The 25,324-nt window shown below is 69.0% G+C and carries 24 protein-coding genes; 13 read left to right on the top strand and 11 right to left on the bottom strand.

Features of this window, described 5'->3' with window-relative positions; translation table 11 throughout:
* Entirely contained in the window at positions 1-1,164 is a 1,164-nt protein-coding gene (gene pdhA / locus EV644_RS11725) for a pyruvate dehydrogenase (acetyl-transferring) E1 component subunit alpha (RefSeq protein ID WP_132191648.1), read from the bottom strand.
* Between the two features lie 357 nt (positions 1,165-1,521).
* Positions 1,522-2,850 carry a phytase gene (locus EV644_RS11720; protein WP_132191649.1) on the bottom strand — a complete coding sequence of 443 codons (1,329 nt, stop codon included), beginning with the start codon at positions 2,848-2,850 and terminating at the stop codon, positions 1,522-1,524.
* 217 nt (positions 2,851-3,067) lie between these two features.
* Between EV644_RS11720 and EV644_RS11715 the strand changes: the two genes are divergently transcribed.
* Together EV644_RS11715 and EV644_RS11710 are read left to right on the top strand one after the other, a co-directional pair.
* The gene (locus tag EV644_RS11715) at positions 3,068-4,009 is read left to right on the top strand and encodes an EamA family transporter (protein WP_132191650.1); all 942 of its coding nucleotides are present in this window, start codon (positions 3,068-3,070) and stop codon (positions 4,007-4,009) included.
* 508 nt (positions 4,010-4,517) lie between these two features.
* The gene (locus EV644_RS11710) at positions 4,518-5,108 is read left to right on the top strand and encodes a hypothetical protein (protein ID WP_132191651.1); all 591 of its coding nucleotides are present in this window, start codon (positions 4,518-4,520) and stop codon (positions 5,106-5,108) included.
* 156 nt (positions 5,109-5,264) lie between these two features.
* Here the strand turns inward: EV644_RS11710 and EV644_RS11705 are convergent, their stop codons facing one another.
* From EV644_RS11705 to EV644_RS11695, 3 genes are all read right to left on the bottom strand, one after another.
* A complete protein-coding gene (locus EV644_RS11705; protein ID WP_158292787.1) occupies positions 5,265-5,999 on the bottom strand; it encodes an SDR family NAD(P)-dependent oxidoreductase in 735 nt (244 codons plus the stop codon).
* A gap of 125 nt (positions 6,000-6,124) precedes the next feature.
* Positions 6,125-7,219 (bottom strand): histidinol-phosphate transaminase, encoded by a 1,095-nt coding sequence (gene hisC, locus EV644_RS11700; protein ID WP_132191653.1) that lies wholly within the window; start codon positions 7,217-7,219, stop codon positions 6,125-6,127.
* Positions 7,220-7,381: 162 nt separating this feature from the next.
* Positions 7,382-8,050 (bottom strand): GntR family transcriptional regulator, encoded by a 669-nt coding sequence (locus EV644_RS11695; RefSeq protein WP_132191654.1) that lies wholly within the window; start codon positions 8,048-8,050, stop codon positions 7,382-7,384.
* Between the two features lie 215 nt (positions 8,051-8,265).
* Between EV644_RS11695 and EV644_RS11690 the strand changes: the two genes are divergently transcribed.
* The 3 genes from EV644_RS11690 (at position 8,266) to EV644_RS11680 (ending at position 11,455) form a co-directional block, all read left to right on the top strand.
* Positions 8,266-9,837 (top strand): phage tail tip lysozyme, encoded by a 1,572-nt coding sequence (locus EV644_RS11690; protein WP_241998850.1) that lies wholly within the window; start codon positions 8,266-8,268, stop codon positions 9,835-9,837.
* A gap of 11 nt (positions 9,838-9,848) precedes the next feature.
* Positions 9,849-10,463 carry a PEGA domain-containing protein gene (locus tag EV644_RS11685; protein WP_132191656.1) on the top strand — a complete coding sequence of 205 codons (615 nt, stop codon included), beginning with the start codon at positions 9,849-9,851 and terminating at the stop codon, positions 10,461-10,463.
* Between the two features lie 119 nt (positions 10,464-10,582).
* On the top strand, positions 10,583-11,455 hold the full coding sequence (locus EV644_RS11680; RefSeq protein ID WP_132191657.1) for a dimethylarginine dimethylaminohydrolase family protein: 873 nt from the start codon (positions 10,583-10,585) through the stop codon (positions 11,453-11,455).
* A gap of 53 nt (positions 11,456-11,508) precedes the next feature.
* On the opposite strand, the gene EV644_RS44470 is transcribed toward EV644_RS11680, so the two are convergent.
* Entirely contained in the window at positions 11,509-11,682 is a 174-nt protein-coding gene (locus tag EV644_RS44470) for a hypothetical protein (protein WP_158292786.1), read from the bottom strand.
* A 30-nt stretch (positions 11,683-11,712) separates the two neighbouring features.
* On the opposite strand from EV644_RS44470, the gene EV644_RS11675 reads away from it, so the two are divergent.
* Positions 11,713-12,099 carry a phage holin family protein gene (locus EV644_RS11675; protein WP_132191658.1) on the top strand — a complete coding sequence of 129 codons (387 nt, stop codon included), beginning with the start codon at positions 11,713-11,715 and terminating at the stop codon, positions 12,097-12,099.
* Between the two features lie 19 nt (positions 12,100-12,118).
* On the top strand, positions 12,119-12,559 hold the full coding sequence (locus tag EV644_RS11670; RefSeq protein WP_132191659.1) for a low molecular weight protein-tyrosine-phosphatase: 441 nt from the start codon (positions 12,119-12,121) through the stop codon (positions 12,557-12,559).
* Between the two features lie 57 nt (positions 12,560-12,616).
* Here the strand turns inward: EV644_RS11670 and EV644_RS11665 are convergent, their stop codons facing one another.
* Both EV644_RS11665 and EV644_RS11660 read right to left on the bottom strand, forming a co-directional pair.
* The gene (locus EV644_RS11665) at positions 12,617-13,828 is read right to left on the bottom strand and encodes a pyrophosphate--fructose-6-phosphate 1-phosphotransferase (protein WP_132191660.1); all 1,212 of its coding nucleotides are present in this window, start codon (positions 13,826-13,828) and stop codon (positions 12,617-12,619) included.
* A 78-nt stretch (positions 13,829-13,906) separates the two neighbouring features.
* Complete coding sequence (locus tag EV644_RS11660; protein WP_132191661.1) at positions 13,907-14,407, bottom strand: Lrp/AsnC family transcriptional regulator; 501 nt, start codon at positions 14,405-14,407, stop codon at positions 13,907-13,909.
* Positions 14,408-14,482: 75 nt separating this feature from the next.
* Here EV644_RS11660 and EV644_RS11655 point away from each other — a divergent pair, with 75 nt between their 5' ends.
* Together EV644_RS11655 and EV644_RS11650 are read left to right on the top strand one after the other, a co-directional pair.
* Complete coding sequence (locus tag EV644_RS11655) at positions 14,483-15,454, top strand: DMT family transporter (RefSeq protein ID WP_241998852.1); 972 nt, start codon at positions 14,483-14,485, stop codon at positions 15,452-15,454.
* Complete coding sequence (locus EV644_RS11650) at positions 15,451-16,422, top strand: LLM class F420-dependent oxidoreductase (RefSeq protein WP_132191662.1); 972 nt, start codon at positions 15,451-15,453, stop codon at positions 16,420-16,422. Before EV644_RS11655 ends, EV644_RS11650 begins: the two co-directional genes overlap by 4 nt.
* 9 nt (positions 16,423-16,431) lie before the next feature.
* On the opposite strand, the gene EV644_RS11645 is transcribed toward EV644_RS11650, so the two are convergent.
* Positions 16,432-17,430, bottom strand: coding sequence for an acetamidase/formamidase family protein (locus EV644_RS11645; protein ID WP_132191663.1), 999 nt, complete (start codon positions 17,428-17,430; stop codon positions 16,432-16,434).
* 138 nt (positions 17,431-17,568) lie between these two features.
* On the opposite strand from EV644_RS11645, the gene EV644_RS11640 reads away from it, so the two are divergent.
* Complete coding sequence (locus EV644_RS11640) at positions 17,569-18,261, top strand: response regulator transcription factor (RefSeq protein WP_132191664.1); 693 nt, start codon at positions 17,569-17,571, stop codon at positions 18,259-18,261.
* Positions 18,258-19,973, top strand: coding sequence for a sensor histidine kinase (locus EV644_RS11635; protein WP_241998854.1), 1,716 nt, complete (start codon positions 18,258-18,260; stop codon positions 19,971-19,973). The genes EV644_RS11640 and EV644_RS11635 overlap by 4 nt, the downstream gene beginning before the upstream one ends.
* Positions 19,974-20,039: 66 nt before the next feature.
* Here the strand turns inward: EV644_RS11635 and EV644_RS11630 are convergent, their stop codons facing one another.
* Entirely contained in the window at positions 20,040-20,393 is a 354-nt protein-coding gene (locus tag EV644_RS11630; protein ID WP_132191665.1) for a MerR family transcriptional regulator, read from the bottom strand.
* Positions 20,394-20,923: 530 nt separating this feature from the next.
* On the opposite strand from EV644_RS11630, the gene EV644_RS11625 reads away from it, so the two are divergent.
* A complete protein-coding gene (locus EV644_RS11625; RefSeq protein ID WP_132191666.1) occupies positions 20,924-22,372 on the top strand; it encodes a S1C family serine protease in 1,449 nt (482 codons plus the stop codon).
* Between the two features lie 215 nt (positions 22,373-22,587).
* Here EV644_RS11625 and EV644_RS11620 read toward each other — a convergent pair whose 3' ends face one another.
* Positions 22,588-23,337 carry a hypothetical protein gene (locus EV644_RS11620; protein ID WP_132191667.1) on the bottom strand — a complete coding sequence of 250 codons (750 nt, stop codon included), beginning with the start codon at positions 23,335-23,337 and terminating at the stop codon, positions 22,588-22,590.
* 115 nt (positions 23,338-23,452) lie between these two features.
* On the opposite strand from EV644_RS11620, the gene EV644_RS11615 reads away from it, so the two are divergent.
* Positions 23,453-25,267, top strand: a complete 1,815-nt coding sequence (locus EV644_RS11615; RefSeq protein WP_132191668.1) for an AfsR/SARP family transcriptional regulator — start codon at positions 23,453-23,455, stop codon at positions 25,265-25,267.
* Positions 25,268-25,324 lie beyond the last annotated feature (57 nt).

The raw sequence follows: 25,324 nt of genomic DNA, 5'->3' as shown, positions 1-25,324 counted from the left end.
TCAGTTCTCCCCTTCGAACGAGGCGGCGTAGGCGGCGTACTGCGCCTTCTGCTCCGCCAGCTGCGGGGTCTGCTCGACGTACGCGTGGTCGAAGAAGTCGGTCAGCGTCGGGTCGGGCATGGACAGGCAGCCCTCCCGCAGCCGGGCCGCGATCCCGTCCGCCTCCGCGTCGACCGCGTCGAAGAACTCGGAGTCGGTACCGGCGGAGCGGGTCAGGTAGGCCTTCACCCGCTCGATCGGGTCCTTGAGCTTCCAGTACTCCAGGTCCTCCGACAGCCGGTACTTCGTCGGGTCGTCGGAGGTGGTGTGGGCGCCCATCCGATAGGTGTAGGCCTCGACCAGCGTCGGGCCGCTGCCCTCGCGGGCCCGCTTCAGCGCCTGCTGGGTGACCGCGTAGGTCGCCAGTACGTCGTTGCCGTCGACGCGGACGCCGGGGAAACCGAAGCCGGCGGCGCGCTGGTACAGCGGGATCCGGGTCTGCCGGTCGATCGGCTCCGAGATGGCCCACTGGTTGTTCTGGCAGAAGAAGACCACCGGTGCGTTGAAGACGGAGGCGTAGATGAAGGCCTCGTTCACGTCACCCTGGCTGCTGGCGCCGTCGCCGAAGTACGCGATCGTCGCCTCACCATTCTCGGGGTCGCCGACTGCGTGGTCGCGCTGCTGGCCCATCGCGTATCCGGTCGCGTGCAGCGTCTGGGCGCCGATCACGATCGTGTAGAGGTGGAAGTTGTTGTCGCGCGGGTCCCAGGCGCCCTGGTCGACGCCGCGGAACAGGCCGAGCAGGTTGAGCGGGTCGACGCCCTGGCACCAGGCGACGCCGTGCTCGCGGTAGGTCGGGAAGACCATGTCCTTCTTGTTCAGCGCGCGGCCGGAGCCGATCTGCGCGGCTTCCTGGCCGAGCAGGGAGGCCCAGATGCCGAGCTCACCCTGGCGCTGCAGGGCGGTCGCCTCGGTGTCGATCCGGCGGACCAGGGTCATGTCCCGGTAGAACCCCCTGACCACCTCGTCGTCGAGGTCGAACGAGTAGTCCGGGTGCTCGACGCGCTCACCTTCGGGCGTCAGCAGCTGGACGAACTCGACCTCCTCGGAGGCCTGGGTGGGACTGACGGGCGCCTCCACGGGCGCGAACACTTCCGGGGCAATGCCCCGCACCGACTCACTCACATGCACTCCTCGGGTTCGAGCGCGGGATCGCCGCGACCGCAACGTTGCACGGGTCCCGGCCCAGCCAGCCGGGTGAGGCTTCGCAGGCAGGACCGCGTGGATCCAGGTTGATGCACACCGCTCGGCAGTGAACCTCCTCACTGGTATCACTGCCCATCTTGCCGGACACCGTACCCAGCCGGTTGGTTGATCCGCTAACTGTCTGGACGCGGACTTGTACGCCGGTACCGGGTGGCGTCTCGCGCTGAGACACCAGTCCACTCAGTGGTCAGGTCGACGCCTGGCCGCACGCCTGAATCCCGCCGATGTGACGCCATCGACGGGATTCGTGCGAGATGTGTCACAGCTGCGTACCGATCAGGGCAAGTCCTCGAGCCGTACCAGTTTGAAGTTGGTCCCCTCCCGGTCACCGTCACCGGGCGTGTTCTCACCGTCATGTACAGCGAGCAGACCGTGCGGGAAGCGAGAACCGAGCGGCTGCGTGGTGACCGCCGCGCCGTCACTGTGCTGTACGCCGTCCGCCGCCTTGCCGTCCACGACCTGGAACCCGGCCCGGTACTCCAGGCCCTTCGGCGCGATCCGGTAGGCCGCGAAGGTGGAGTCGCCCTGGCTCGACGCGTACAGAGTCCTGGCGCCGCCGCGGTAGGCGATGGTGAGACCTTCCGCGTCCGCGCTGAGGTGCTTCCCGGCGTCGGGCCCGGCCGGACCCGTCGGGGCGCACTCCTCGATCTCCTCGTCGTACGCCGCGGGCTGCCCGAACTCCCGCACCTTCTCCACGAGCGACGGCTCGCCTGCCTTCAGCGAGTGGCCGGTCAGGGGGATCCGCCAGATGCCGATGTCCTCCTGGGCGGCGTACAGGGTGCTGGTGGTCTGGTCGAAGACCATGCCCTCGAACTGCGGCCGGTCGCCCGGGTCCTCGCACGGAGTCCAGGTCTTGCCGTTCGAGAGCTTGAAGGAGGCCGGGAGGTCGAGCTGCTGGATCGGGCGGTAGCTGATCGTGCCCGCGCGGTCCGCGACCAGGCGGAACAGCCCGATCCGGGTCTCGCTGCGGCGCGTGACCGCGACGATCGGCTCGCCGCCGGCCCGCAGTACGGCGAGGCCGTAGGCGGTGCGCTGGTCCTGGACCTCCGCACTGTTCTTACTGAAGACCAGGGGCGCGTCGGGGCTGGTGACGTCGGTGAGCACCTTGCGGCCGGCGGCTGCGCCGCGCTGGTCCACGGAGTACACGCGCAGCTTGTCCAGGCCGCGGTCGGTGACGACGGCGAGGTCGCGGCGGCGGCCCCCGACGTACACGTCGGTGACGAGGTCGACGTTGTTGAAGCGGCCGGGCTCGGTGTCCGGGGCCGGCGCGGGCGGGGTCGCGATGTGCTGCAGTTCCTTGCCGCTGAGGTCGAAGACGGTCAGCCCACCGTTCTTCAGCGTGCCGAGGACGACGCTCGCGGACGGACGTGTCGGGTGCACCCAGATCGCGGGGTCGTCCGCGTTCGCGTCCCCACCTGCTTCGTCATCCCAGTTGGCCGCGGTCTCCGCAACCGCTCGTACGTCGGTCAGGCCGTCTGCCGATCCCTTGGCTGTCGGCGAGCCGCTGGACGCCGGGGCTCCGGCCCCGAACGGGGTCGCGGCGGACGGGGAGATGACCAGGGCGGTGGCGGCGAAGCCGGTCACCAGAGCGGTGGCGATGCGCATCGTTCCTCCTCACAGGCGGCCGGCCCGATCGGCGCGGCGCCAGCGCACAGGTTCGCGGAGTCCGATGGCCGCCGGTTGACGCTCAGATGAACCCAGCGGAACCCAGTGGCGGGATCTGATCGCCGGGCTGGCCGGAAACCGCTTGTGGGTGTGGTCGAGCGAAGGTTAGTGTCAGCATCGTTCTTGCGCTACACCCATGACGCAGAGGGGATGATCGATGGCGGCCGCGCCGGTAGCAGTGGTACCCGAGGCCGGGAGTCGTCCCGCGTCGAGCGCGATGATCTGGTCCGCCCTGGCGGTCGTCTACGTCGTGTGGGGTTCGACCTACCTGGCCATCCGGGTGGTGGTCGAGGCCGAGATCCCGCCGATGCTCGGGATGGCCGCCCGCTTCCTGGTCGCCGCGCTGCTGCTCGCCGGGTTCCTGGCGCTGAGGTCGGGCGTCAGCCGGCTGCGGGTCAGCCGCCGCGAACTGCTCGGCGCCGGTGTGGTCGGACTGCTCTTGCTTGCCTTTGGCAACGGAGCGGTGGCGATCGCCGAACAGACCGTGCCGTCGGGACTGGCCGCGCTGCTGATCGCCGCGGTACCGCTGTGGCTGATGCTGCTCAGAGTCGGTGGCGGTGAACGCCCGCGCCCGCTGACCTGGCTCGGAGTACTGATCGGGTTCGGCGGCGCGGCTCTGCTCGCGCTGTCCGGCGGCGACACCAGCGCGAAGCCGTGGTCGGTCGCGATCCTGGTGCTCGGCACGATCAGCTGGGCGGTCGGCTCGCGCTTCTCCCCGCGCCTCGGTCTGCCGAAGGACCCGCTGGTGGCCACCCTGTACGAGATGGCGATCGGCGGTACGGCGATGGTCCTGATCGGCGTACTGCGGGGCGAGCCCGGGCGGCTCCACCTCGGCGCGATCGACACTCAGGGCTGGATCGCGCTGGCCTACCTGGTCGCCTTCGGCTCGCTGCTCGCGTACTCCGCCTACTCCTACCTGCTGGCGAACGCCCCGATCTCGCTGATCGGCACCTACGCCTACGTGAACCCGGTGGTCGCCGTCTTCCTCGGCTGGCTGATCCTCGACGAGCGAGTCACCGCCGAGATCCTGCTCGGCGGCGCGGTCGTCGTCCTCGGCGTGGCCCTGGTGGTCAGCGCCGAACGCCGCCGTAGGTCGTAGTCGCGCGGCCCTCGAAGTAGTCGCACAGGCCGGGAAAGGGAAGAACCCGGGCTCCCATGGGGCGCCCGGGTGTCCCACCGCTGCCGATGCGCGCGGCAGCGGGTCTGTGTGCCGGGCCGGCGCCGCGACCCGAGAAGCACGGCGCGCGAAACTCCGGCAATGATGCGTGACAATCCGCGTCATCAGGTAATGCCATTCCGGCGGCCACCGAGCCCGCCGAAATGTGACCACCGAATCAGCAGCCGTGCTTCACCCGCGATCAGACAACGACGAAGTCGTGGATCGGTTACGGGCTCATAGCAACGAACTCCACAGGCCCGATCGGCGACAAGTTGCCTGGTCAGGCACAGGTTCCTGCCATGGAAGCGAACCCATCACCTGATCATTATGGCCGGCCACGGGATTCCTGCCCGATCGGAAAATGTGCCGAAGAAATTTGTAACCCACCCCAGTAGGCGTCGTTACCCACTAAGACGAATCCGTCAAACCCGAAAGGAAACCTCGCATAATGCAGGTAACACGCAAGATCGCCGCTGCAGCGGCTGTGGCGACCGTTGCCACGCTGGGCCTGGCCACCGTCGTCAGCGCCAACATGGTCGACGACACCAAGGCCACCAGCGGCCTTGCTGACGCCGCCTCGCTGGCCAGCAAGGGCTACGGCCAGGGCGGCAAGCACTGGTCCTGGGTCAAGGACGACGGCAGCCTCGTTGCCATCGACGGCAACAACGTCGGCCCGTTCCAGGCCTGCCACAACTTCGTCCCGGTGAACGGTGTCGGCGGCAACGTGCCCGTCACGGACATCGTCGGCATCGTTGGGCTGTTCAACGACGGCAACAGCGCGACCGCCGTCAAGACCTGCGAGCAGGACTCGAAGCAGGCCAACGGCTCGAAGTGGTACCGCGTCGGCGACGACGGCCTGGTGTCGGTCAGCCGCAACAACGTGGGCCCGTTCCAGGTCTGCCACAACGAGGTCCCGGTGAACGGTGTCGGCGGCAACGTGCCGATCAGCGACCTGTCCGGCATCCTGGGCATCGGCAACGACGGCAACAGCACCGACCTGCTGAAGACCTGCGAGCAGGACTCCTCGCAGAACAACTGACCCTCCCTGGTCAGTGATGCAGGACACCGGACCAATCGCCTCGGTGGGGCGATTGAACCGGTAGCACCACCTTGAGGCGGCATCGGGAAGTAAGCCTCACTCCTTCCCGGTGCCGTTTCTCCTGCACCCGGTCCGAGCCCGGTCACGCGGTAGGGCTCAGGCGGGGAGGTCGCGGAGGTCCAGGACTGCGCCGTTCTCGAGGGGGCGGTCGAGGAGGGACCAGATGCCTCGGGCGGCTTGCTCGGGGGTGACGAGAGTGCCGGTGCGCTTGAGTTCGCGGAAGCGTTCGACGGCCGGGAACGCCTGCTCGTCCACTGCGCGGATGTCGTCCTGCATCGCCGTGTCGACCACTCCGGGCGCCACCGCGATCACCCGGCAAACCCGCTCGCCGGACTCGGACTTGAGGGCCTGCTCGGCGCCGGCCGTGCGGACCCAGTGCTCGAGCGCGGCCTTGCCGGCGTTGTAGTGGGACCAGCCCGGGTACGCCGTCTTCGCGGCGCCGGACGACAGCATCACCAGATGCCGCTCACAGTCGAGCCCGGCGGTCGCTCGGAGGAAGGCCCGGCCGAGGACCTGCGGTGCCGCGGAGTTCAGCAGCACAGCCCGCGTGTAAGCCTCGCTGTCCGCTGACTCGGCCGGCCCGATCGGCACGATCGTCCCCGCGTTGTGCACGAAGACGATCCGCTCGCCCTGGAAGCCCGCCGCCTCAGCCGCGAAGTGCTCCTCCACCCGCGCCCACTCACCCGGGTCAGCAAGATCCACCTTGAAGTGCTCGACCGTCCCACCCCGCCGCGACAGGTCGATCACCCGAGCCCCGGCAAACGGCACCCCCGCCGCCAACGCAGCCCCGATCCCGCCGGAAGCCCCGGAGATCCACACCAGATCACTCACAGCGCACTCCCTCCACCGCAACCATCTACCCACCCTCGCACGCACCAACATCGGCGCGTAGACGGGCTGTGATCCGGCGCCCGGTACGACGGGTCCCGGGGTCGATGCGGGCTCCTCGGCGTGGGTTACTCGGGGTTGCGGCCCTGGTGCCAGGCGCAGGCTACTTCGAGGAAGAGGTTGTTGGCTTCGGGTTCGCCGATGGTTACCCGGGCGCCGTCGCCGGGGAAGGGGCGGACGGAGACTCCTTCGGCCTGGACCGCTTCGGCGAAGGCGACCGTGTCCTCGCCGAGTGGCATCCAGACGAAGTTGGCGTGGGTCTCGGGGACGTCCCAGCCGGCCGCCCGGAGTGCGCCGAGGACGCGGGTGCGCTCGGTCACCAGGTCGTCGACCCGCGCGAGCAGCTCCTCCTCGGCCTGCAGCGAGGCGATCGCCGCCGCCTGGGCGACCTCGCTGACTCCGAAGGGCAGCGCGCACTTGCGGATCGCCGCGATCACCGGCGGATGCCCGATCGCGTAGCCGACCCGGAAGCCCGCCAGGCCGTACGCCTTCGAGAAGGTCCGCAGCACCACCACGTTCGGCCGGTCCCGGTAGACCTCGGTGCCGTCGATCGCCTCCGGCTCGCGGATGAACTCGCGGTACGCCTCGTCCAGGACGACGAGCACGTTGCGCGGTACGACGTCGAGGAACGCCAGCAACTCGTCCCGGCGTACCACCGGGCCGGTCGGGTTGTTCGGCGTACAGACGAGGACGACGCGGGTCCGGTCGGTCAGGGCGGCTTCCATCGCCTTGAAGTCGTGCCGGGCGTCCTCGGTCAAGGGCACCTGTACCGAGGTCGCGCCGGTCAACTGGACCGCGATCGGGTAGGCCTCGAACGAGCGCCACGCGTAGACGACCTCGTCACCTTCGGCGCAGGCCGCCTGCAGCAGGTGGTAGAGCACGGCCACCGAACCGGTACCGAGCGCGAGGTGCTCCACCGGCACCTCGAACCGCTCGGACAGCGCCTCGAGCAGGTCGAGCGCGCCCATGTCGGGGTAGCGGTTCATGTTCCCCGCGGCCTCCGTCGCGGCAGCCAGTACCCCGGGCAGCGGCGGGTACGGGTTCTCGTTGCTGGACAACTTGTACGTCGGCCGGCCGTCAGTGCGCTCCGGGGGTTTGCCCGGCTTGTAAGCCGCGACATCATCCAGCACGGAACGGAAGCGGACCTCATCGTCAGGGGTCATGCCCGCAGGCTAGCCCTTCCCCCGCCACCGTAGAACCCCGCCGAACAGCGGTGGACAATTTGTCCATCAGGCCCTACCCGAGCGGGTTACCCAGCCACCAAATCAGCCAGATACCCGCCCATTCGTCCACCCTTCCCAGCCCACGCTGACCACACGCGTGGATCAGGACGGCGGGGTGGCGATCGCTTCGAGGAGAGACTCCTCGGCGCCGGCGAGGTGGCGGCGGAGTTCCTCGACGCATTCGTCCAGGTCGCCCTTCTCGAGCAGGCGGACGAGCTTGCGGTGGGAGGCAACCTGCTGCTTGGCGTCCTGGCGGAGCGCGTCGACCCGGGCGAGCGCGAGCCTGGCCTCGCCGGTGATGGAGTCGGCGGTCGCCGTCAGCCGCTCGCTTCCGGTCAGGGCGACGAAGCTGCGGTGGATCGCGAGGTGCGTCTCCGTCATCGCCTCCGGGTCGGCGCCCTCCTTGGCGGTCGCGGCGAAGGTGCGCATCGCCTCGCGGACCCGCTCCCGGGCGACCTCGTCGGCGTCGAACCAGGCCCGGATGCCGGCCGACTCGAGCACGAAGCGCGCGCGGCAGATGTCCGCCACCGCGGCCGGGTGCAGGATCGCGACGCTGACGCCCTTGTTCGGCTCGCGGACGGCGAGTCCCTCGGTGACCAGCATCGTCATCGCCTCGCGGACGGTACTGCGCGCCACGCCGAGCGCCTCGGCCAGCGGCTGCTCGCGCAACGGCGTGCCCGGTTCGAGGTCGCCCGCGAAGAGGGCGGCCCGGAGCGCGTCCACGACCCGGTCCACCGTGGTCGAGCGGTCCACCCGCAGCCGTTCGTACATGGGGAGATTCTCGTTCAGTCGGGGTCCGTTGTCGCGCGTGGCCCGGTTGCCGCGCGGCGTGAGCGGCAACCTGACGCCTTCGCCACCCCACCACCCCGGTCGCCCTGTGGATAACCAGCGACGTGATGAGCCGGTTTTCGGGCAGTCTGTACCGAGACGTCAGCGGCCGCCCTCTCCCCCCACCGCGGGAGAGCCGCCGACCGGAGGAGGAAGCCGTGGGTGAAGGCAAGTCCCTGCCGATCATCGGTGGCGTCGCTTTCTTCCTCATGCTGCCGCTGATCATCGTGATCGCGATGCTGTTCACGGCGATGGGCTCGCTCGGCAACGCCGCGGAGTGCAACTCCGGCGGGACCGAGGGCGCGGCGTTCGGCTGGCCGACGGAGAAGCACGAGGCGGCCCAGGGCTGGGACGACGACGGGCCGGAGAAGCACACCGGCCTCGACTACGAAGTTGCCAAGGGCAGCAAAGTGATGGCTGCCGAGGAGGGCACCGTCGTCTCCACCGAGGGCGACTGGATCAAGATCCGCCACCAGGACGCCGCCGTCGAGACCTGGTACGAGTTCTTCGAGTCCAAGAGCGTGAGCGTCGGCGACAAGGTCACCCGCGGCCAGGAGATCGGCAAGTCGGGCACCGGCACCGAGGGCGCGCCGGGTCTGGGCGGCGACCACCTGCACTTCGAGCTGCGGGTCCGCACCGGCGAGAACGGCACCGGTGCGCTGCAGCCGCAGGACCCGACCGACTCGGTCGGCGCGGATGCGACGACCGGGACGTCGACCTGCTCGTGCGGCGGTGGCCCGCTGGTCGGCGGCAACAACCAGGAGAAGGCGTTCAACTTCTTCGCCTCGAACGGGTACTCCAAGGAGCAGGCGGCCGGCATCGTCGGCAACATGATCCACGAGTCGAGCGTGGAGCCGGCCCGGTTGCAGAACACCCCGCCGGGCCAGCTCACCCACCCGTCCGAGGCGCGGGGCAGCTCGCTCGGCTGGGGCATCGTCCAGTGGACGCCGGCGGGGAAGATGATCAACCCGTCGATGGAGGCCACCAGCAACGACGAGGCGAAGGTCGAGTCGCTCGAGTGGCAGCTGGAGTTCCTCCGCAAACAGCTCGAGGGCGAGGGCCCACTGGCCGAGGGCCCGGCCGGACAACAGGTCAAGGCGGCCCAGTCGGTCGAGGACGCCGCCGTCGCCTTCGGCCGGTACTTCGAGCGTTTCGCCGGCTCGAACGACCTGAGCAACCCGCGCTACACCGAGCGCAAGAACACCGCCCGCGAGGTGTTCGAGACCTTCGGCGGTGGAGACGCCCCCGCCGGCGGCTGTGGAGCGGGCAACGGCGACATCGTCGCCACCGCGAAGATGCTCGCCTGGGACACCCCCGGTCACGGCAAGGACGAGGGCGACGCCACAGAGAAGTACCAGCGCGCCATGCCGGACTGGAACGGTTCGACCGGCGACGACCCGTTCTCCGACTGCGGCGTCTTCGTGGCGACCGTGATGCGGATGAGCGGAGCCGACCCGGACTACCCGACCCGAACCACCAGCGTCCAGGAGAACTACCTGCGCACCTCCGGCAAGTACGACGTGTTCGACGACATCACCGAGGATCAGCTGAGACCCGGTGACATCCTGATCGGACCGGGGCACACGTACCTGTTCGTCGGCGAGTTCAACGGCTACAACGCGGCCAGCGCCTCGCTGCACGGTCACGTGCCCCAGGCCGGCAACACCTACTCGATCGGGCAGCAGTTCGCCGCCGCCCGGCTGAAGAACCCGCCCGCCCCGAAGAGCTGAGGAGAGGACAGATGGAAGAGGAGAGCCCCCGGCTCTGGCTGCTCAGCGGGGTCGTGGTTGTCATCCTGGTGGTCGTGATCGGCGGCTACCTGGTCTTCCGCGGCGGGTCGCAGTCGAAGCTGACGGTCCAGTCGATCCCGAACGATCTGACCCTGACGCTCGACGGCCGGCAGATCGCGGCCAACGGCGAGGTCGAGGTGAAGGCCGGCGAGCACACTCTGACGGCGTCGCGGGACGGCTTCCAGAGCTACACCCAGACGGTGACCGCGAAGGGCGGCGACCCGCTCAAGGTCAAGATGTACCTCTACTCCAACGGGCCGGCCGGGCGCACCTGGGTGCAGAACAACCCGGAGCAGGCGCTGGAGGCGGAGGCCGAGGCGGGCCGCCGGTACGACGAGATCCAGAAGCGGCTGCAGGCGAAGTACCCGGTGATGCGGGAACTTCCGTACATCGGGCCGGGGTTCAAGGCGACGTACCAGGCCTCGAAATCCGACCCGGACAACCCCGAGGCGATCTCGCTCAAGATCCAGGTGTTCTCGCCCGAGGGCAAGACCAAGGCGCTGCAGTGGATCGAGGGCCACGGCTACGACCCGGACACCCTCGACATCATCTACACGTCGAAGTAGCGATCCACACCACCGAGTAGCGAAGCCGTGTTGACGGCGACCGCGCTGGACTGCACACTGACTGATTGTCGGACAATCAGGGGATCAGTCAATGCTGATCCGAGTCTCAGAGGTGGTTCATGGGTCAGTCGCTGGGGTGGGGTCGCCGTTATCTGATGGTCCGTCCGGACCACTTCCGGATCGACTACGTGATCAATCCGTACATGTCGACCCAGGACCAACCCGACCCCGAGCTGACCAGGAAGCAGTGGGAGTCCCTGCGGCAGGCGATCGTCGACGCCGGCGGTGAGGTCGAAGTACTGGCTCAGCGCCAGGACTCCCCCGACATGGTCTACGCGATGAACCTCGGCCTCGGTGCCGCCGACGGCCGCGCGATGCTCTCGCACATGCGGTTCGAGCCGCGCCGCAAGGAGTCGCTCAGCGCCGCCGCCTGGTTCACCGGGCACGGGTTCCGGCTGAGCCGCACCGGCGGCGAGGGGGTCGGCCCGCACTTCGAGTCCGGCGACGCCTTCGCGTTCGGCGACAGCCTGGTGGTGGGCTACGGCCCGCGCACCGAGGCGGACGCGCTGAAGCACCTCGCGACCGAGTGGAACATCCGCGTCCGCGGCCTGCGGATCGCGCACGAGGGCATGTACCACCTGGACCTGCCGTTCTGCCCGGTCGACAGCACCCACGCGATGGTCTACCCGCCGGCCTTCGACGAGGCGAGCCAGGCCGAACTGTTCGGCATCGTGCCGGAGCCGATCGTGCTCACCGACGAGGAGGCCTTCGCCTTCAGCGGCAACTCGCTGGTGGTGAACGAGACGATCATCATGCCCGCCTGCTCCCCACGACTGCGCGAGATCCTGACCGGCCTCGGCCTGCGCGTCGTCGTCCTGGACCTCACCGAGTTCCACAAAGGCGGCGGCTCGGCCCGCTGCCTCACCAACCCCCTCGACTTCGACCTCACCCCCGCCACGGTCGCCGGCGGCGAGGTAGTCCTCCCGGCCTGACTCCAACCATCACCTGGCCGCCGGGCGTTCCGCCCGGCGGTCGGTTCCCTGTACTACGAAAGGCCGGCGGCGGTGACCTCGTACATGTGTGAACCCACTCGCAGGCCTCGGAGGCGCGCGTCCGGGTCCAGCGCGGCCACCCCGGCCGCCTTCACCTTCTCGGCGAAGCTGACGCAGGTCGTCCACAGGAACGGGGACGCCTGGGAGAAGGGGGCGCTGGGCGACACTCTGACCCCCGGGGTGGCAGGATCGACGGCATGAAGAATTTGATCATCAAGCTGCTGGCCAACGCGGTCGCGCTGGCCGCCGCGAGCTGGCTCGTCGGCGGGATCACGCTGCAGGGCGCGACCACCGGCCGCCGGGTGCTGACGCTGCTCATCGTCGCCGCGATCTTCGGCGCCGTGAACGCGGTGGTGAAGCCGATCGCCAAGCTGCTGTCGCTGCCGTTCATCATCCTGACGCTGGGGTTGCTGATCTTCGTGATCAACGCCCTGATGCTGCTGCTGACCTCGTGGATCACCGGGAAGCTCGACGTGCAGTTCCACGTCGACGGGTTCGTCGCGGCGCTGCTCGGCTCGCTGGTGATCACGCTCGTCGGCATGCTGCTGAACCTGGTGCTGCCGGACAAGGCCGAGATCGGGTGAGCCGGTGGTGAGGCCAGCGGTGAGGCACGTCGAGGTGGTCTGCACGGGCAACATCTGCCGGTCACCGATCGGCGAGGTGGTACTGCGCGCGAAGCTCGCCGACGCGGGGATCGACGACGTCGTGGTGACCAGTTCGGGGACCGGCGGGTGGCACGTCGGCGACCCGATGGATCACCGGGCGTCGGCCGCGCTGGCCAGGCGTGGGTACGACGGGAGCGCGCACCGGGCGCAGGAGTTCCACGGCGGCTGGTTCGCGGAACGGGATCTCGTGCTGGCGATGGACTCCGGACACCTCTCGGCGCTGCGGCGGCGCGGCGGGGCCGACCTCGCGGTACCGGTGGAACTGTTCGCGGAGACCGACGTACCGGATCCGTACTACGGGGATGATCGCGGGTTCGACGACGTGCTCGACCAGATCGAGAAGGCCGCCGATGCATGGGTCGGGCGACTGAAGGATTGATCGTGCGGAAGCCCCGAGCCCTTTGGTGGGCTCGGGGCCTCTGTCTGCCCGGTGAGGTCAGGCCTGGCCGATCTCCGTGAGGAGGGCGGTGAACCAGTCGACGGCCGGGTCGAACTCCTTGCCGCCGGCGATTCTCGGGAACTCGATGGCGCGGAGTTCGTCGCCCCGCTCCTCGTCGTGGCCGACGACGCCGCTCTCGCCGCGCAGGGCCGCGTCCACCGCGAAGTCGGTGCACTCCTTGATCAGCGCCAGGTCGCGGTCGTTCGCGGCGGCCGAGCGGCTGAAGTACCCGCTCTTCTGCACCATCGTCTTCTCCGCGCCGATCCGCTCGGCGAACTGCTTGGCGAACCACGCGCCCGGGTTGATCGTGTCCAGCTTCACGTGACCGAACGGGTCCCGGCCGACCTCCTCGCCGCGGGCCTCCATCTCGGCCACGATCGACGGCACGCCCGCGCCCTCGGACAGGAAGATGTTGACGCAGTCGTTCTCGTCCATCACGGCCTTCAGCCGCTCGGCCTCGGCGTCCAGATCGATCGTTGCCTCAGGCACGTACACCGCGTGCACGTCCCAGCGCTTCGGGTCCAGCCCGATGGCCGGGCTCCACTCCTGCTCCGTCAGCCAGCCGCGGTACTCCCGGGCCGTTGCCGCGGTCAACCATCCGCAGTTGCGGCCCATCACCTCGTGGACGACGAGCATCCGGGGGTTCGAGCTGTGCTCGGCGATGATGTTGCGGGCGAAGACCGCGCCCTGCTCGGCCGCCGTCCACGCACCCAGGCTCTGCCGGATGGGGATCACGTCGTTGTCGACGGTCTTCGGCAGCCCCACCACGGTCAGGTCGTAGTCATGCTCGTGCAGGTACGCCGCGAGGTCGGCCGCCGTGGTGTTGGTGTCGTCGCCGCCGATGGTGTGCAGCACGTCGACGCCGTCCGCGACGAGGCGCTCGGCCGCCACCTGGAGGGCGTTCTGCCCGTCCGCGATCAGGCCGCGCTTGACCAGGTCGGCGGTGTTCGTCAGCTTCACCCGGCTGTTGCCGATCGGGCTGCCGCCGAACTTGTGCAGCAGCCCGGCCTTCGCCCGCACCTCGGGCGTGACGTCGAGGTGCCGGCCGCTGAGCAGACCGTGGTACCCGTTCAGGTAGGCGATGATCTCCACGTCGGGCGCCACTTCGGTGTAGCGCTCGATCAGCCCGCCGACGGCGGACGACAGGCAGGGCGCGAGCCCGCCGGCGGTGAGCAGGGCAACTCTGCGGACAGGCTTGTCGGCAGCCATGGGTCAGGGTCCTTCCGGAGGTCGCTGAAGTCGCCACCAGCGTAGTGATGCAGACCACTCCCGACGCTGGTCGGGGGTTCACCCCGCGGTTTGGCTAGTGGGTGGGAGGGGGCCCGGGCGGGGTTCGATGGGGGTGGAGACGATGAAGGAACTGGTGGTCTGGCCGTGGACCAGGAACTTGTCGAGGACGTCCTCCAGGCCGGAGATGGCGTGAACCTGGACGCGCATCAGGAAGCAGTCTTCGCCGGAGATGCGGTGGCACTCGACCACCTCCGGAGTGCGGCCGGCCAATTCGATGATCCGGGGGATCTGACCAGGACCGGGGCGTAGGCGCACCCAGGCGGCGACCGGTAGCCCGAGTGCGGCGGGGTCGATGTCCAGGCGGTAGCCGCGGATCACTCCGGACTCCTCCAGCCGTGTGACGCGCTCGCGAACGGTCGGTGCGGAGACCCCGAGTCGCCTGGCCAGCTCGGTCGTCCGCAGCCGGGGGTCGTCCGTCAGTTCCCTCAGCAGCCGGACGTTGAGCTCGTCCAGCAGCGGTTTCTCACTCTGAAGGCCGACAGCTGAGTCTGCGTTCATTCCGGAAAGCATGATGCGCCCATCCAAGTCATTTCGCCATGGGAAACGAGTGAACCCATTTCTAGGCTAACCAGAGTGACGACTCCAATGGAACCCAAGAGCCTGCTCGCGACCGGGGCAGCCGCGGTGACGGTGGTTCTCTGGGCCTCCGCCTTCGTGGCGATCCGGCACGTCGGCAGCGACTTCTCGGCCGGCGCGTTGTCGCTGGCCCGCCTCCTGATCGGCAGCGTGCTCCTTGGAGCTTTCCTTCTCCTCGGACGCCGTCCACAGCAAGCCGGACAGCGCCCACAGCAGCCCGGCCGGCGACAGTGGCCGGGCCGTCGCGACTGGGCTCCTCTGCTGGCGTGCGGTCTGCTCTGGTTCGGCGTCTACAACCTCGCCCTGAACGAAGCCGAGCGTCGACTCGACGCCGGGACCGCGGCGATGCTCGTGCACATCGCGCCGCTGCTGATCGCCTTGCTCGCCGGCCTGACCCTCGGCGAAGGCTTCCCCAAGCAGTTGGTGATCGGCAGCCTCGTCGCCTTCGGCGGCGTCCTCCTGATCGGTACGTCGACCTCGACCGGCCGCGCGGAGACCTGGGGTGTCGTGCTCTGCGTGGCGGCAGCCATCTCGTACGCCGTCGGCGTGGTGACCCAGAAGCCCTTGCTGAGCAGACTCCCCGCCGCCCAGGTGACCTGGCTCGCCTGCACGATCGGCGCCGTCGTCTGCCTGCCGTTCGCCCCCGCACTGATCGGCGAACTCCGCACGGCCGACGCCTCGGCGATCTGGTGGGTCGTCTACCTGGGCGCCTTCCCGACTGCGCTCGGCTTCACCACCTGGGCCTTCGCTCTCCGGCGGACCAGCGCCGGCCGGATGGGCGCCACGACGTACCTGGTGCCGGTGGTCGCGATCGGGCTCGCCTGGCTGTTCCTCGGTGAGACCCCGGCCGGGCTGGCGATCGCCGGTGGCGCGTTGTGCCTGACCGGCGTGGCGATTTCCCGGCGCCGCGGCCGGAGTACGGAAGAACAGCAAAGCCAAGTAGCCAAGGAAGAGAGCGCAGTGCGATGAGGTTCGGAGTATTCGTGCCGCAGGGCTGGCGGATGGATCTGGTCGAGATCGCGGATCCCGTCGAGCAGTGGGAGGCGATGACGGCGGTCGCCCGCGCGGCCGATGCCGGGCCGTGGGACTCGATCTGGCTGTTCGACCACTTCCACACAGTGCCCGAACCCGTCCGCGAGACGGTGTTCGAGGCCTGGACCGCGACCGCTGCGCTGGCCCGCGACACCCGCCGGGTGAACATCGGCCAGATGGTCGGCTGCAACGGCTACCGCAACCCCGCCCTCTACGCGAAGATCGCCGCCACCGTGGACGTCGCCAGCCACGGACGCCTGTACGCCGGACTCGGCGCGGGCTGGTCGGACCACGAGTGGAAGGCCTACGGCTATCCCTGGACCGACCTCAAGGACCGGATGGGGTCGTTCAAGGAGTCCGTCGAGCTGATCCACCGGCTCTGGACCGAGGAGGACGTCGTCTTCGACGGCAAGTACCACTCGGTCGACAAGCCGTTCGTGGAACCGCGCCGCAAGCCGCCCCTGTGGATCGGCGGTGGCGGCGAGAAGGTCACCCTCCGCCTGGTCGCGCAGTACGGGGACGCCTGCAACTTCGGCACCGGGAACGTCGAGACGATCCGGCACAAGCTGTCCGTACTGCGGGAGCACTGCGAGGTGGTCGGCCGCGACTACGACGAGATCATGAAGTCGACCAGCATCAACGTCTTCCCGATCGAGGCCGGGGCCGATCCGGTCACCGCCACGGAGAAGGCCCGCGGCCGCTACAGCCTCGACGAGTTCACCGAGATCGGCGCCGGCGGTGGATTGCCGGGCGGCCGGGCGTCGATCGTGACCGCCAAGAAGCTCAGCGCACACCTCGAGCAGCTGGAGGAAGTGGGCATCGAGTACGTGATCGCCTACATCCCCGGCGTCGCCTACGACCACGAACCGCTGCAGCGCTTCGCCAAGGACGTCATCTCTGCGTGACGGTGAGGTTCAGAGCGTCGCGGCGATCTCGCGGAGATGGCGGTGGATGCCGCTGTAGACCTCCGAGGCGGGGACCAGGCGCTTGGGGACCTTGGTGACCACGCTGTAGTTGGCGTCGACGACGTTCGCCAGTGGGACCTCGCTGATCTGGCTGAGCAACTGGTAGGCGTCGAGCTTGTCGAGGCCGTGCAGCTCTCCGAGCCAGCCGACCATGTCGACCTGGCCTGCCCGCCACGCGTCCTCCAACGGCCGGCTCGACCCGACCACGGCCAGGTAGTCGTCGTTCTCGATCCGCGGCCAGGCGGGACCCGGGGTCTTCAGCAGCTCGACGATGAGGACGACGTTCATGGACCCCTCGACCGCGGTACCGCAGGACTCACCCTCGCCCTGGCGGTAGTGCCCGTCGCCGACCGAGAAGAGCGCGCCCTCGACGTTGACCCGGAGGAAGCAGGTCGCGCCCGCCCTCATCTCGGGGGTGTCCATGTTGCCGCCGAAGGTGTCCGGTACCAGCGATGACCGGACCTCGCCGGCTGCCGGGGCGACGCCGACCGTGCCGAGCATCGTCTCGATCGGCAGCGCGAGCTCCAGGTCGCTCCCCTGGGCGCGGAACCCGACGGTCTGCTTGTCGGTGTCCACCTCGTAGATCCAGGTCCGCTCCGGCAACGGGTCCTGCAGGGTCGCAGTACGGTCGGTGCTGGTCAGGCCGCCGAAGAACGGGATCGTTGCGGACGCGCCCCAACTGCGGGCCGGGGTGAGCTCGACGAAGTGCAGCACCAGGGTGTCCCCCGGCTCGGCGCCCTCGACGTAGAACGGGCCCGTCTGCGGGTTGACGAACGGCATGTTGAGGGAGGCGCTGGCGAGGTCCTCGGTACTGCGGAGCCGGCCGCAGAACGCGTCCTCGGTCCACAGCCGCATCACCGTGCCGGGTTTCACCCGCCGGATCGGGGCGGCGCCGCCGAAGGTCCAGGTGAGCTGCTCTGTCTCAGGCGTGAATTCGACGATGTCCACGCGGGAAACCTACGCCGTCGCGACCCCGCTGGGCGAGTGATCAGTGAGTTCTCAGCCGATTCTCAAACAGACGGCATAACCTCGACACGCGGCACTTCATGGTTGGTTCGGACGACTCAGGCGGAGCGGGAGCGCGAGATGCGGGTACTGGTGGTGGACGACGACCGGGCGGTCCGGGACTCGCTGCGCCGTTCGCTGGAGTTCAACGACTTCGAGGTCGTGACGGCCTCCGACGGCGCCGAGGCACTCGCGGTGATCGGCAACGTCGACCCCGACGTGGTCGTGATGGACGTGATGATGCCGCGCCTGGACGGTCTGGAGACCACCAAGGCCTTGCGGGCCGCGGGCAACAACGTGCCGATCCTGGTGCTCACCGCCCGCGACGCCGTGGCGGACCGGGTCGACGGCCTGGACGCCGGTGGCGACGACTACCTGACGAAGCCGTTCGCGCTGGAGGAGTTGCTGGCCCGCCTGCGCGCGCTGCTCCGCCGCAGTACGACGCCTGGTGAGGGCGGGCAGCGCGGCGAGGTCCTGCAGTACGCCGACCTGGTGGTGGACGTGGACGCGCACGAGGTGCACCGCGGCCAGACCCCGATCCCGCTGACCCGGACCGAGTTCTCCCTGCTCGAACTGCTGATCCGCAACCCGCGCCGGGTGCTCGAGCGCGCGGTGATCCTGGACGCGGTCTGGGGCTACGACTTCCCGACCACGGCGAACTCCCTCGAGGTCTACATCGGCTACCTGCGCCGCAAGACCGAGGTCGACGGCCTGCCCCGCCTGATCCACACCGTCCGCGGCATCGGCTACGTACTGAGAGACACCCCGCCGTGAGCAGCCAGCCCCCCTCGGACGACTTCCCGCGGTACAGCACCAAGTCAGACGAAGAAACCCTCGAGATCGGCCCGGAGACCCGCAACCGGTACGCCGGGCAACCGCGTCCGGAAGCTCTATTTCCAGCCCCCAGCAGTCCGCCGCCGGAACAGCCGGGTGGTGGTCCCGACAGTGGTCGGCCTGAACCTCAGGCCGATGAGAACGGGAACGGGACGAGCCGGGTCGCCGCGACGGCGGCGCGGACGCAGGACTGGTGGCAGGAGAAGCTGCACAAGCTGAGCCTGCACGCCCGCGTCACGCTGCTCGCGGCGGTGGCCGTCGGCCTGGCCGTCGCCTTCGTCAGTATCTCGGCCTATGTGACGGTGCGGCAGCAGATGTACCGCAACCTCGACGCCAGCCTCGTCGACCGCGCCAGCCAGGCCGCGAGCAGCGGCGTCCTCACCAGGCTCTCCAACCTTCAGGAGATCCCGCCGGAAGCCCTCGGCCTGAGCGACATCCTGCTCGGCGTCTACCTGGCCAACGGCCAGCAGATCGGGGCCGCCGACAGCACACTGCCGCCGATGGGGCCGACCGAGCTCCAGGTCGCGCGGGACCAGGTCGACGAGGCGAGCATCCGGACCGTCGGTGTACGGAACGGCCCGCACTACCGCGTGGTCGCCGTACCGGCGCAGTTCTGCCCGTTGGGCCAGGAGCGGAGGAACTGCGCACCCGACGAGCTCCAGCCCGCCGCGCTGGTGGTCGCGCAGTCCTTGAAGCCGATCGACCGGACCTTGCACAACCTGGGCATCGTGTTGTGGGCCGTGGGCCTGCTCGGTGTCATCGGTGCCGCGCTGGCCGGTAACGCGATCGCGCAGAACGGGCTCCGGCCCCTGGCGAGGCTGACGAGCGCGGCGGAGCGGATCGCGCGGACCGAGGAGCTGAAGCCGATTCCGGTGACGGGGTCGGACGAGATCTCCCGGCTGGCAGTGGCGTTCAACGCGATGCTGGCTGCCCTGGCCCGGTCGCAGGATCGGCAGCGAAGACTTGTCGGCGACGCCGGGCACGAGTTGCGGACGCCGCTGACGAGTATCCGGACCAACCTGGACCTGCTCGCCCAGGCGGACAAGCGCGGCGGCCTCCGGCCGGAGGACCGGGAGCAACTGCTCGACGACGTCCGCGCCCAGATGGACGAGCTGACCACCCTGATCGGCGACCTGACCGAGCTCGCCCGCGACACCCCGCAGGTGCGCAACGCCGAGCTGATCGAGCTGTCGAACGTGGTCGAGGATGCCGTGATCAAGGTACGGCGCCGCGCGTCCGGGGTGGAGTGGGACGTGCACCTGACACCGTTCCCGGTATGGGGTGACGAGCGGTTGCTCGGCCGGGCGGTGACGAACCTGCTCGACAACGCCGCGAAGTACAGCGTGCCGGACAACCCGGGGCTCGATCGCGAGGAAGGCGTACCGGTCGGGCGGGTCACCGTCAGGCTGGTGGACGGCGTGCTGACCGTCACCGACAGCGGGCCGGGGATCTCCGACGCGGACCTGCCGCACGTGTTCGAGCGGTTCTACCGGTCGAGCGAGGCGCGGAGCCGGCCGGGTTCCGGGCTGGGCCTGGCGATCGTGAAGCACGCGGCCGAGCAGCACGGCGGCATGATCTACGCCCGCAACGCCCCGACTGGTGGAGCTCAGTTCACCCTCTGGCTCCCCCACGCCGCCACTCAGTCCCGCTGACGTCGTAGGACCCTGCAGCTGGGGCGGTGTGCGGCGGCCGGGACCCCCGGTACGACGTACCGGGGGTCAGCTCTGGTCTTCTGAGCCGCGGAGCTCGGCGTTCATCCGGAGCGCCTCGGCCAGCTGGTCTTCCAGGATGATGATCCGGCAGGCCGCGTCCAGGGCGGTGCCGTTGTCCACGAGCTCGCGGGCGCGCGCGGCCAGGCGCAGCTGGTACCGCGAGTAGCGGCGGTGGCCGCCGTCGGAGCGCTGCGGGGTGATCAGCTTCGCCTCGTCCAGGCTGCGCAGGAAACCGGCTGTGGTGCCGAGCATCTCGGCGGCCCGGCCCATCGTATAGGCGGGATAGTCCTCGTCGTCGAAGTTCGTGGTCGGCGTCTCGGCATCTGTCACCTTCTGCTCCACTTGCTGGTCTGGGGTCATCGAACCTCCATGTCGATCGAACCTCCAGGTCGAGGGCCCCGGTGCTGAAGCACCAGGGCCCTGGGTTTGGATTTTCACCATCTGCCGGCCCGGTGGCCGGCATCTACTTCCGCGATCCGCCCTTGCCGGCGGATCCAGCGGGGATCGCTGAATGCGTAACCGAGGACCACCTTCCAATCACGAAGGGACTGCGGTACCCGCCCGGCGAAGTACAGCCAAGGCAGGCGATCCTGATGATGTCATCCACTCCTTTTCTCGAGGCGTTCTGACTTCTTGCGTTGCAACACGAAAAACGCTAGTCCTGCTGACCACGAATGTCTACCCCCGCGAGCACAGATTTTCGAGATCTCCCAGCCCACCTTCCTCCCCCGCAGCACCGCAGCGCCCGCCCGGTACGCCGTACTGGGCGCTCCCGCGCCTGAGTCGTGTGGACGGGCTCACAGGTCCTTCAGGGGATCTTCATGGAGTTCTTCGGCAGCTCTGACGGGATCTTCAGGGGGTTCTCAGGTGCGGCAGCCAAGCTAGTTGTCATGACCGAGAACCAGCCGCACCAGCCGCAGAACCAGCCCGGGAACGACACCCCGGCGCAGGGTTCGACGTACGGGAACCAGCCCCAGCAGGGGGCGACGCCGTCGTTCGGCTCGAGCTCACCCGATCGCACGCAGCAGCTGCCGATGTCCGGCTACGGACAGCACCCGCAGCAGCAGTACGCGCCGCAGGGTGGACAGCAGCGACCGGGTCCGTACCCCTCAGGTGGAGGTGCTTACCAACAGGGCGGGCAGTTCGGGACGGCCGGGGCGCATCAGGGGACGCCGCCGGGTCCGAACTGGCCGTTCGGCCCGCAGCCGCCTCAGGCGGCGCAGCCGGAGCACCCGAAGCCCAAGCGGCGCGGGCTTGCGCTGGTGGCAGCCACCGCGCTGCTGGTCGGTGCTGCCGGCGGTGTGGGCAGTGCGGCTGTGTACTCGGCGACCAACGACTCGTCCAGCAGCCCGTCGGTGACGGCGCCGCTCAACGGCAGCCAGGCCGCGCCGGTGTCCGCACCGGACGGCTCGGTGCAGAACGCGGCCGCGAAGGTGCTGCCGAGCGTGGTGAAGATCGGCGTGATGACCTCGCAGGGCGCGGCCACCGGCTCCGGCATCGTGATCAGCAAGGACGGCCTGATCGTCACCAACAACCACGTGGTCGCCTCGGGCACCGACGGCGGCAAGATCTCGGTGATGCTGAACGACGGCCGCACCGTGCCGGCCACCATCGTCGGCACGGACCCGCTGACCGACCTCGCGGTGATCAAGGCGTCCGCCAGCGACCTGAAGCCGGCCGTGCTCGGCAAGAGCGGCGACCTCGGCGTCGGCCAGGGCGTCGTCGCGATCGGTTCGCCGTTCGGCCTGGAGGCGACCGTGACGAGCGGCATCGTCTCGGCGCTGAACCGGCCGGTCACCTCGGGCGACCAGGAGCAGGACAGCACGACCGTCTTCCCAGCAATCCAGACAGACGCCGCCATCAACCCGGGGAACTCCGGCGGCGCACTGATCGACCTCGCCGGCCAGGTGGTCGGGATCAACAGCGCGATCAAGACCGCCGGAGGATCGGGACAATCCGAAGGCGGCAACATCGGCCTGGGCTTCGCAATCCCGATCGACCAGGCCAAGCCGATCATCGACGAGCTGGTGGCCAAGGGCAAGGCCACTCATGCGAGGCTCGGCGTCACGGTCGGCGACGCGCAGTCAACCGACGGGCTCCAGCAAGGAGCCACCCTCGGCGAGGTGACGTCCGGCGGTGCGGCGGACAAGGCCGGCCTGAAGAGCGGTGACATGGTCACCGCGATCGACGGCAAGGCGATCGCGTCCGGGGACGCGTTGGTCGCCGCGGTCCGTTCGCACCGCCCGGACGATGACGTCACCATCACCTTCACCCGGGACGGCAAGTCCCAGACCGCCAAGGCCAAGCTCGGCTCCGACAACGGCAACCCGACCGGCTGACCCACGATCTCCCCGGCCCGACCCTGCGCCGGGGAGCACCTCCTGATAGGGACTGCGGCCGCCCACCGAGCGGCCGCAGTCCCGTTTGTTTGTGCTCTACCTGAGCGTGAATCGGCGGGGCGGTAGACCTGCTGCCCCGCCGAGGGGTCTCATCGGGGGTCTCAACGGACCTTGATCAGGCCGGAACGAGGCTTCCCGCGCGTCGGACAGCATGATCAGACCGAGGGCGCCACCTGGGCTGGGCTGCTGGACGCGTTCGAGGTGTGACTCGCGTCCACCTTCGGTGCGCCCGACATTCGCAGCAGCTTCAGGCTCGAGGCCACGATCACGACGTAGGACAGCACCAGGCCCAGGGCCAGCAGCACGAAGGCGACCGGAACCTGGAAGCCGATGCCGACCACGATCGCGCTGACCAGCGCCACACCGCTGGCCGCTGAGATGCCGGCCAGCGTCTTGGAGAACAGATCGCTCTTCGAAAGGGCGACCGCATAGACGATCCCGAAGAGGCCGAGCGCGGCCCAGGACACTGCGAACACCCCGCCAGTCACGTCGTCGAGAGCGTCGTACACCGCGACATAGCCTGGCTTGAGCGCAGGGTTGGCCTCGGCCCACGACCGGGCGATTTCCGGGAGGGACCCGACGACCATCGTCGCCGTGGCGCCGGCTGCGGCTGAGACGACGAACAGTGTTCGAGCGACCCGGGCCCAGGCGCTGCCGCGCCCCGCCGAGAACACCCTGGTGATCACGCTGACGCCGACCAGCAGCAACAGGAAGGCGGTCATGTCGAGGACCCGGGAGAACGTCAGGAAGTGGCTCTGCGAGGCTCGCAGTATCGCTTCGCTCGGGTCATCGGGGTACGACGGGTCGACGGCAGACTGGACGACCGCCGCGACGACGCCGAGGATTGCACTGGCGGCACCCACTCGGAGGAGACCACGGTCGGGCATTTGGTGATGCTTGTTCATGGAACGACCTTTCTTGGCTGAAGGAACGTCCAGAGCCTGCCGAGAAGCGTTTGGGTGGCCTTAAGGCGCGGCAGATGAGCTTGCGAGACCGGCCTGGTCGGCGGAGGATCCGGTCATGATGGGTCGCGCCGGGCCATTGGCCTGGTCGCTGTCCGCGGTGGCGATGATGCTCTTCGCCGTCGGCGTCGGGCTGAGCGCAGCAGGCACGTCGTCCGACGGCCCGCACCTGGGCACGACCGGGGTGCTGTTCTTCGCCGTTGTCCTGACCTACGCCCTGGTCGGAGCGGTCGTCGCCTCCAGCAGATCGTCCAATCCGATCGGCTGGCTGTTGCTGACCGAGGGACTGCTCTTCCAGCTCGTCTGCTTCTCCATCGGCTACACGCACTACGCCGTGTATGCGGAGCCGGGTCGGCTGCGTGGCGGCACCCTGGTGGCCTGGGCGGGAAACGCGACCTGGATACCGATCCTGGTGGTTGCATCCCTCGTCTTGATGATCTTCCCCACCGGACGCCTCCGCTCCGCGCGCTGGCGTCCCGTGGTCGTGGTGGGCTTCGTCCTCGCCACGGCAAGCTTCGCCGCGCAGGCCTTTCGGCCGGGTTCGATGGGCGGATCCCTGTCGTCGCTGGACAACCCCCTGGGAGTCCCGGGAACCAGAGACTTCTTGTCGGTGCTGGGAGCCGTGTCAACGAGGGCCGCGGTGCCGTTCCTCATGGGAGCGGCACTGCTTTCGTTCGGACTGCGGTTCCGAGAGGCCGACGGTGAGCAGCGCCAACAGTTGCGCTGGCTCGCCTATGCAGCGTTCCTTCTGATCGGCGGCTTCCTGCTCGGAGACGTCCTTCAGACTCTTGGAGTTGCCAGCTCCATCTACGCCCTGGGCTACCTGGTGCCACTGGCGGCGCTTCCGCTCGCCATCGGGATCGCGATTCTGCGCTACCGGCTCTACCAGATCGAGGTCGTCATCGACCGCACCGTGATCGTTGCCGGCGTCGCCGGGTTCGCGGGCCTCGTGTATGTCGCGCTGGTCGTCGGGGTGGGAGCCCTCGTGGGTGATCGGACTGGGTCGAACGTGGTCCTGGTGGCCATCGCGACCGCCGTGATCGCGCTGGCCGCCCAACCGGTGCTTCGGTGGGCTCAGCGGCTCGGGCGCAGGATCGCGTACGGCGCCCCATCGGCACACGAAGTGGAACTCGGTCTCGCGCTGCGGTGCCTGGGCGTTTTCAGGGTCTTTCGGGACGGCCACCCAGTGCCGGCGACAGCCTGGCAGTCGAAGAAGGCGCGGACGTTGCTCAAGATCCTCGTCGCTCGCCGGGGACGCTCCACACCACGGGAGCTACTCATGGAGCAGTTGTGGCCCGACGAGGATCCGGCAAAGCTCTCCAACCGGCTGTCGGTCGCCCTCGCCACGGTGCGCGCCGTCCTGGATCCCGACAAGCGGTACGCCGCGGACCACTACATCACCGCGGACAGGGACGCGATGCGGTTGGATCTGCAGCAGGTCGCCGTCGACGTCGAGGACTTCCTCGCCTGCGCAGGATCCGGTCTGACTCTTGTCCGGCAGGGCCGACCGGCTGAAGGCGCTCCGGCGCTGACCAAGGCGGCAGCCATGTATGCCGGCGACTTCCTCGAAGAAGACACCTACGAGCACTGGGCGAGCGACCTGCGGGATCAGACCCGCGCCACGTACATCACAGTCGTACGCACGCTCGCCGAGATCTCCGTCGAGGCCAGACAAGGCGACGCCGCGATCGGCCACTATCTGCACCTCCTGGCCAAGGACCCGTGGGACGAGGACGCGCATCTGAGCATCGTGCGCTCGCTCGAGACGGCCGGCCGACACGGCGAGGCGCGACGCCACTACCGCGGGTATGCCGCACGGATGACCGAGCTCGGCCTCCCTGCAGCTCCCTTCCCGACCTTGGGACCCACCTGATTCGGACTGCGCTGACGGCGCAGGAGATGGCTGGCCGCAGTCCGTCCTTCTTGGGCG

Origin of the sequence: Kribbella orskensis, assembly GCF_004342085.1 — a bacterium.
Classification (GTDB): Bacteria; Actinomycetota; Actinomycetes; order Propionibacteriales; family Kribbellaceae; genus Kribbella; species Kribbella orskensis.
The sequence above is the reverse complement of the archived record's forward strand: the minus strand, read 5'-3'. Positions and strand labels throughout refer to the sequence as shown.

What these genes read in the sequence shown, in the direction of transcription:
- EV644_RS11630 (WP_132191665.1), bottom strand. Translation starts at nt 20,393, where the DNA reads ATGACCCCAGACCAGCAAGTGGAGCAGAAGGTGACAGATGCCGAGACG.
- EV644_RS11660 (WP_132191661.1), bottom strand. Translation starts at nt 14,407, where the DNA reads ATGAACGCAGACTCAGCTGTCGGCCTTCAGAGTGAGAAACCGCTGCTG.
- hisC (WP_132191653.1), bottom strand. Translation starts at nt 7,219, where the DNA reads ATGACCCCTGACGATGAGGTCCGCTTCCGTTCCGTGCTGGATGATGTC.
- EV644_RS11720 (WP_132191649.1), bottom strand. Translation starts at nt 2,850, where the DNA reads ATGCGCATCGCCACCGCTCTGGTGACCGGCTTCGCCGCCACCGCCCTG.
- EV644_RS11675 (WP_132191658.1), top strand. Translation starts at nt 11,713, where the DNA reads ATGAAGAATTTGATCATCAAGCTGCTGGCCAACGCGGTCGCGCTGGCC.
- EV644_RS11640 (WP_132191664.1), top strand. Translation starts at nt 17,569, where the DNA reads ATGCGGGTACTGGTGGTGGACGACGACCGGGCGGTCCGGGACTCGCTG.
- EV644_RS11680 (WP_132191657.1), top strand. Translation starts at nt 10,583, where the DNA reads ATGGGTCAGTCGCTGGGGTGGGGTCGCCGTTATCTGATGGTCCGTCCG.
- EV644_RS11665 (WP_132191660.1), bottom strand. Translation starts at nt 13,828, where the DNA reads ATGGCTGCCGACAAGCCTGTCCGCAGAGTTGCCCTGCTCACCGCCGGC.
- EV644_RS11625 (WP_132191666.1), top strand. Translation starts at nt 20,924, where the DNA reads ATGACCGAGAACCAGCCGCACCAGCCGCAGAACCAGCCCGGGAACGAC.
- EV644_RS11710 (WP_132191651.1), top strand. Translation starts at nt 4,518, where the DNA reads ATGCAGGTAACACGCAAGATCGCCGCTGCAGCGGCTGTGGCGACCGTT.
- EV644_RS11685 (WP_132191656.1), top strand. Translation starts at nt 9,849, where the DNA reads ATGGAAGAGGAGAGCCCCCGGCTCTGGCTGCTCAGCGGGGTCGTGGTT.
- EV644_RS11620 (WP_132191667.1), bottom strand. Translation starts at nt 23,337, where the DNA reads ATGAACAAGCATCACCAAATGCCCGACCGTGGTCTCCTCCGAGTGGGT.
- EV644_RS11650 (WP_132191662.1), top strand. Translation starts at nt 15,451, where the DNA reads ATGAGGTTCGGAGTATTCGTGCCGCAGGGCTGGCGGATGGATCTGGTC.
- EV644_RS11615 (WP_132191668.1), top strand. Translation starts at nt 23,453, where the DNA reads ATGATGGGTCGCGCCGGGCCATTGGCCTGGTCGCTGTCCGCGGTGGCG.
- EV644_RS11695 (WP_132191654.1), bottom strand. Translation starts at nt 8,050, where the DNA reads ATGTACGAACGGCTGCGGGTGGACCGCTCGACCACGGTGGACCGGGTC.
- EV644_RS11715 (WP_132191650.1), top strand. Translation starts at nt 3,068, where the DNA reads ATGGCGGCCGCGCCGGTAGCAGTGGTACCCGAGGCCGGGAGTCGTCCC.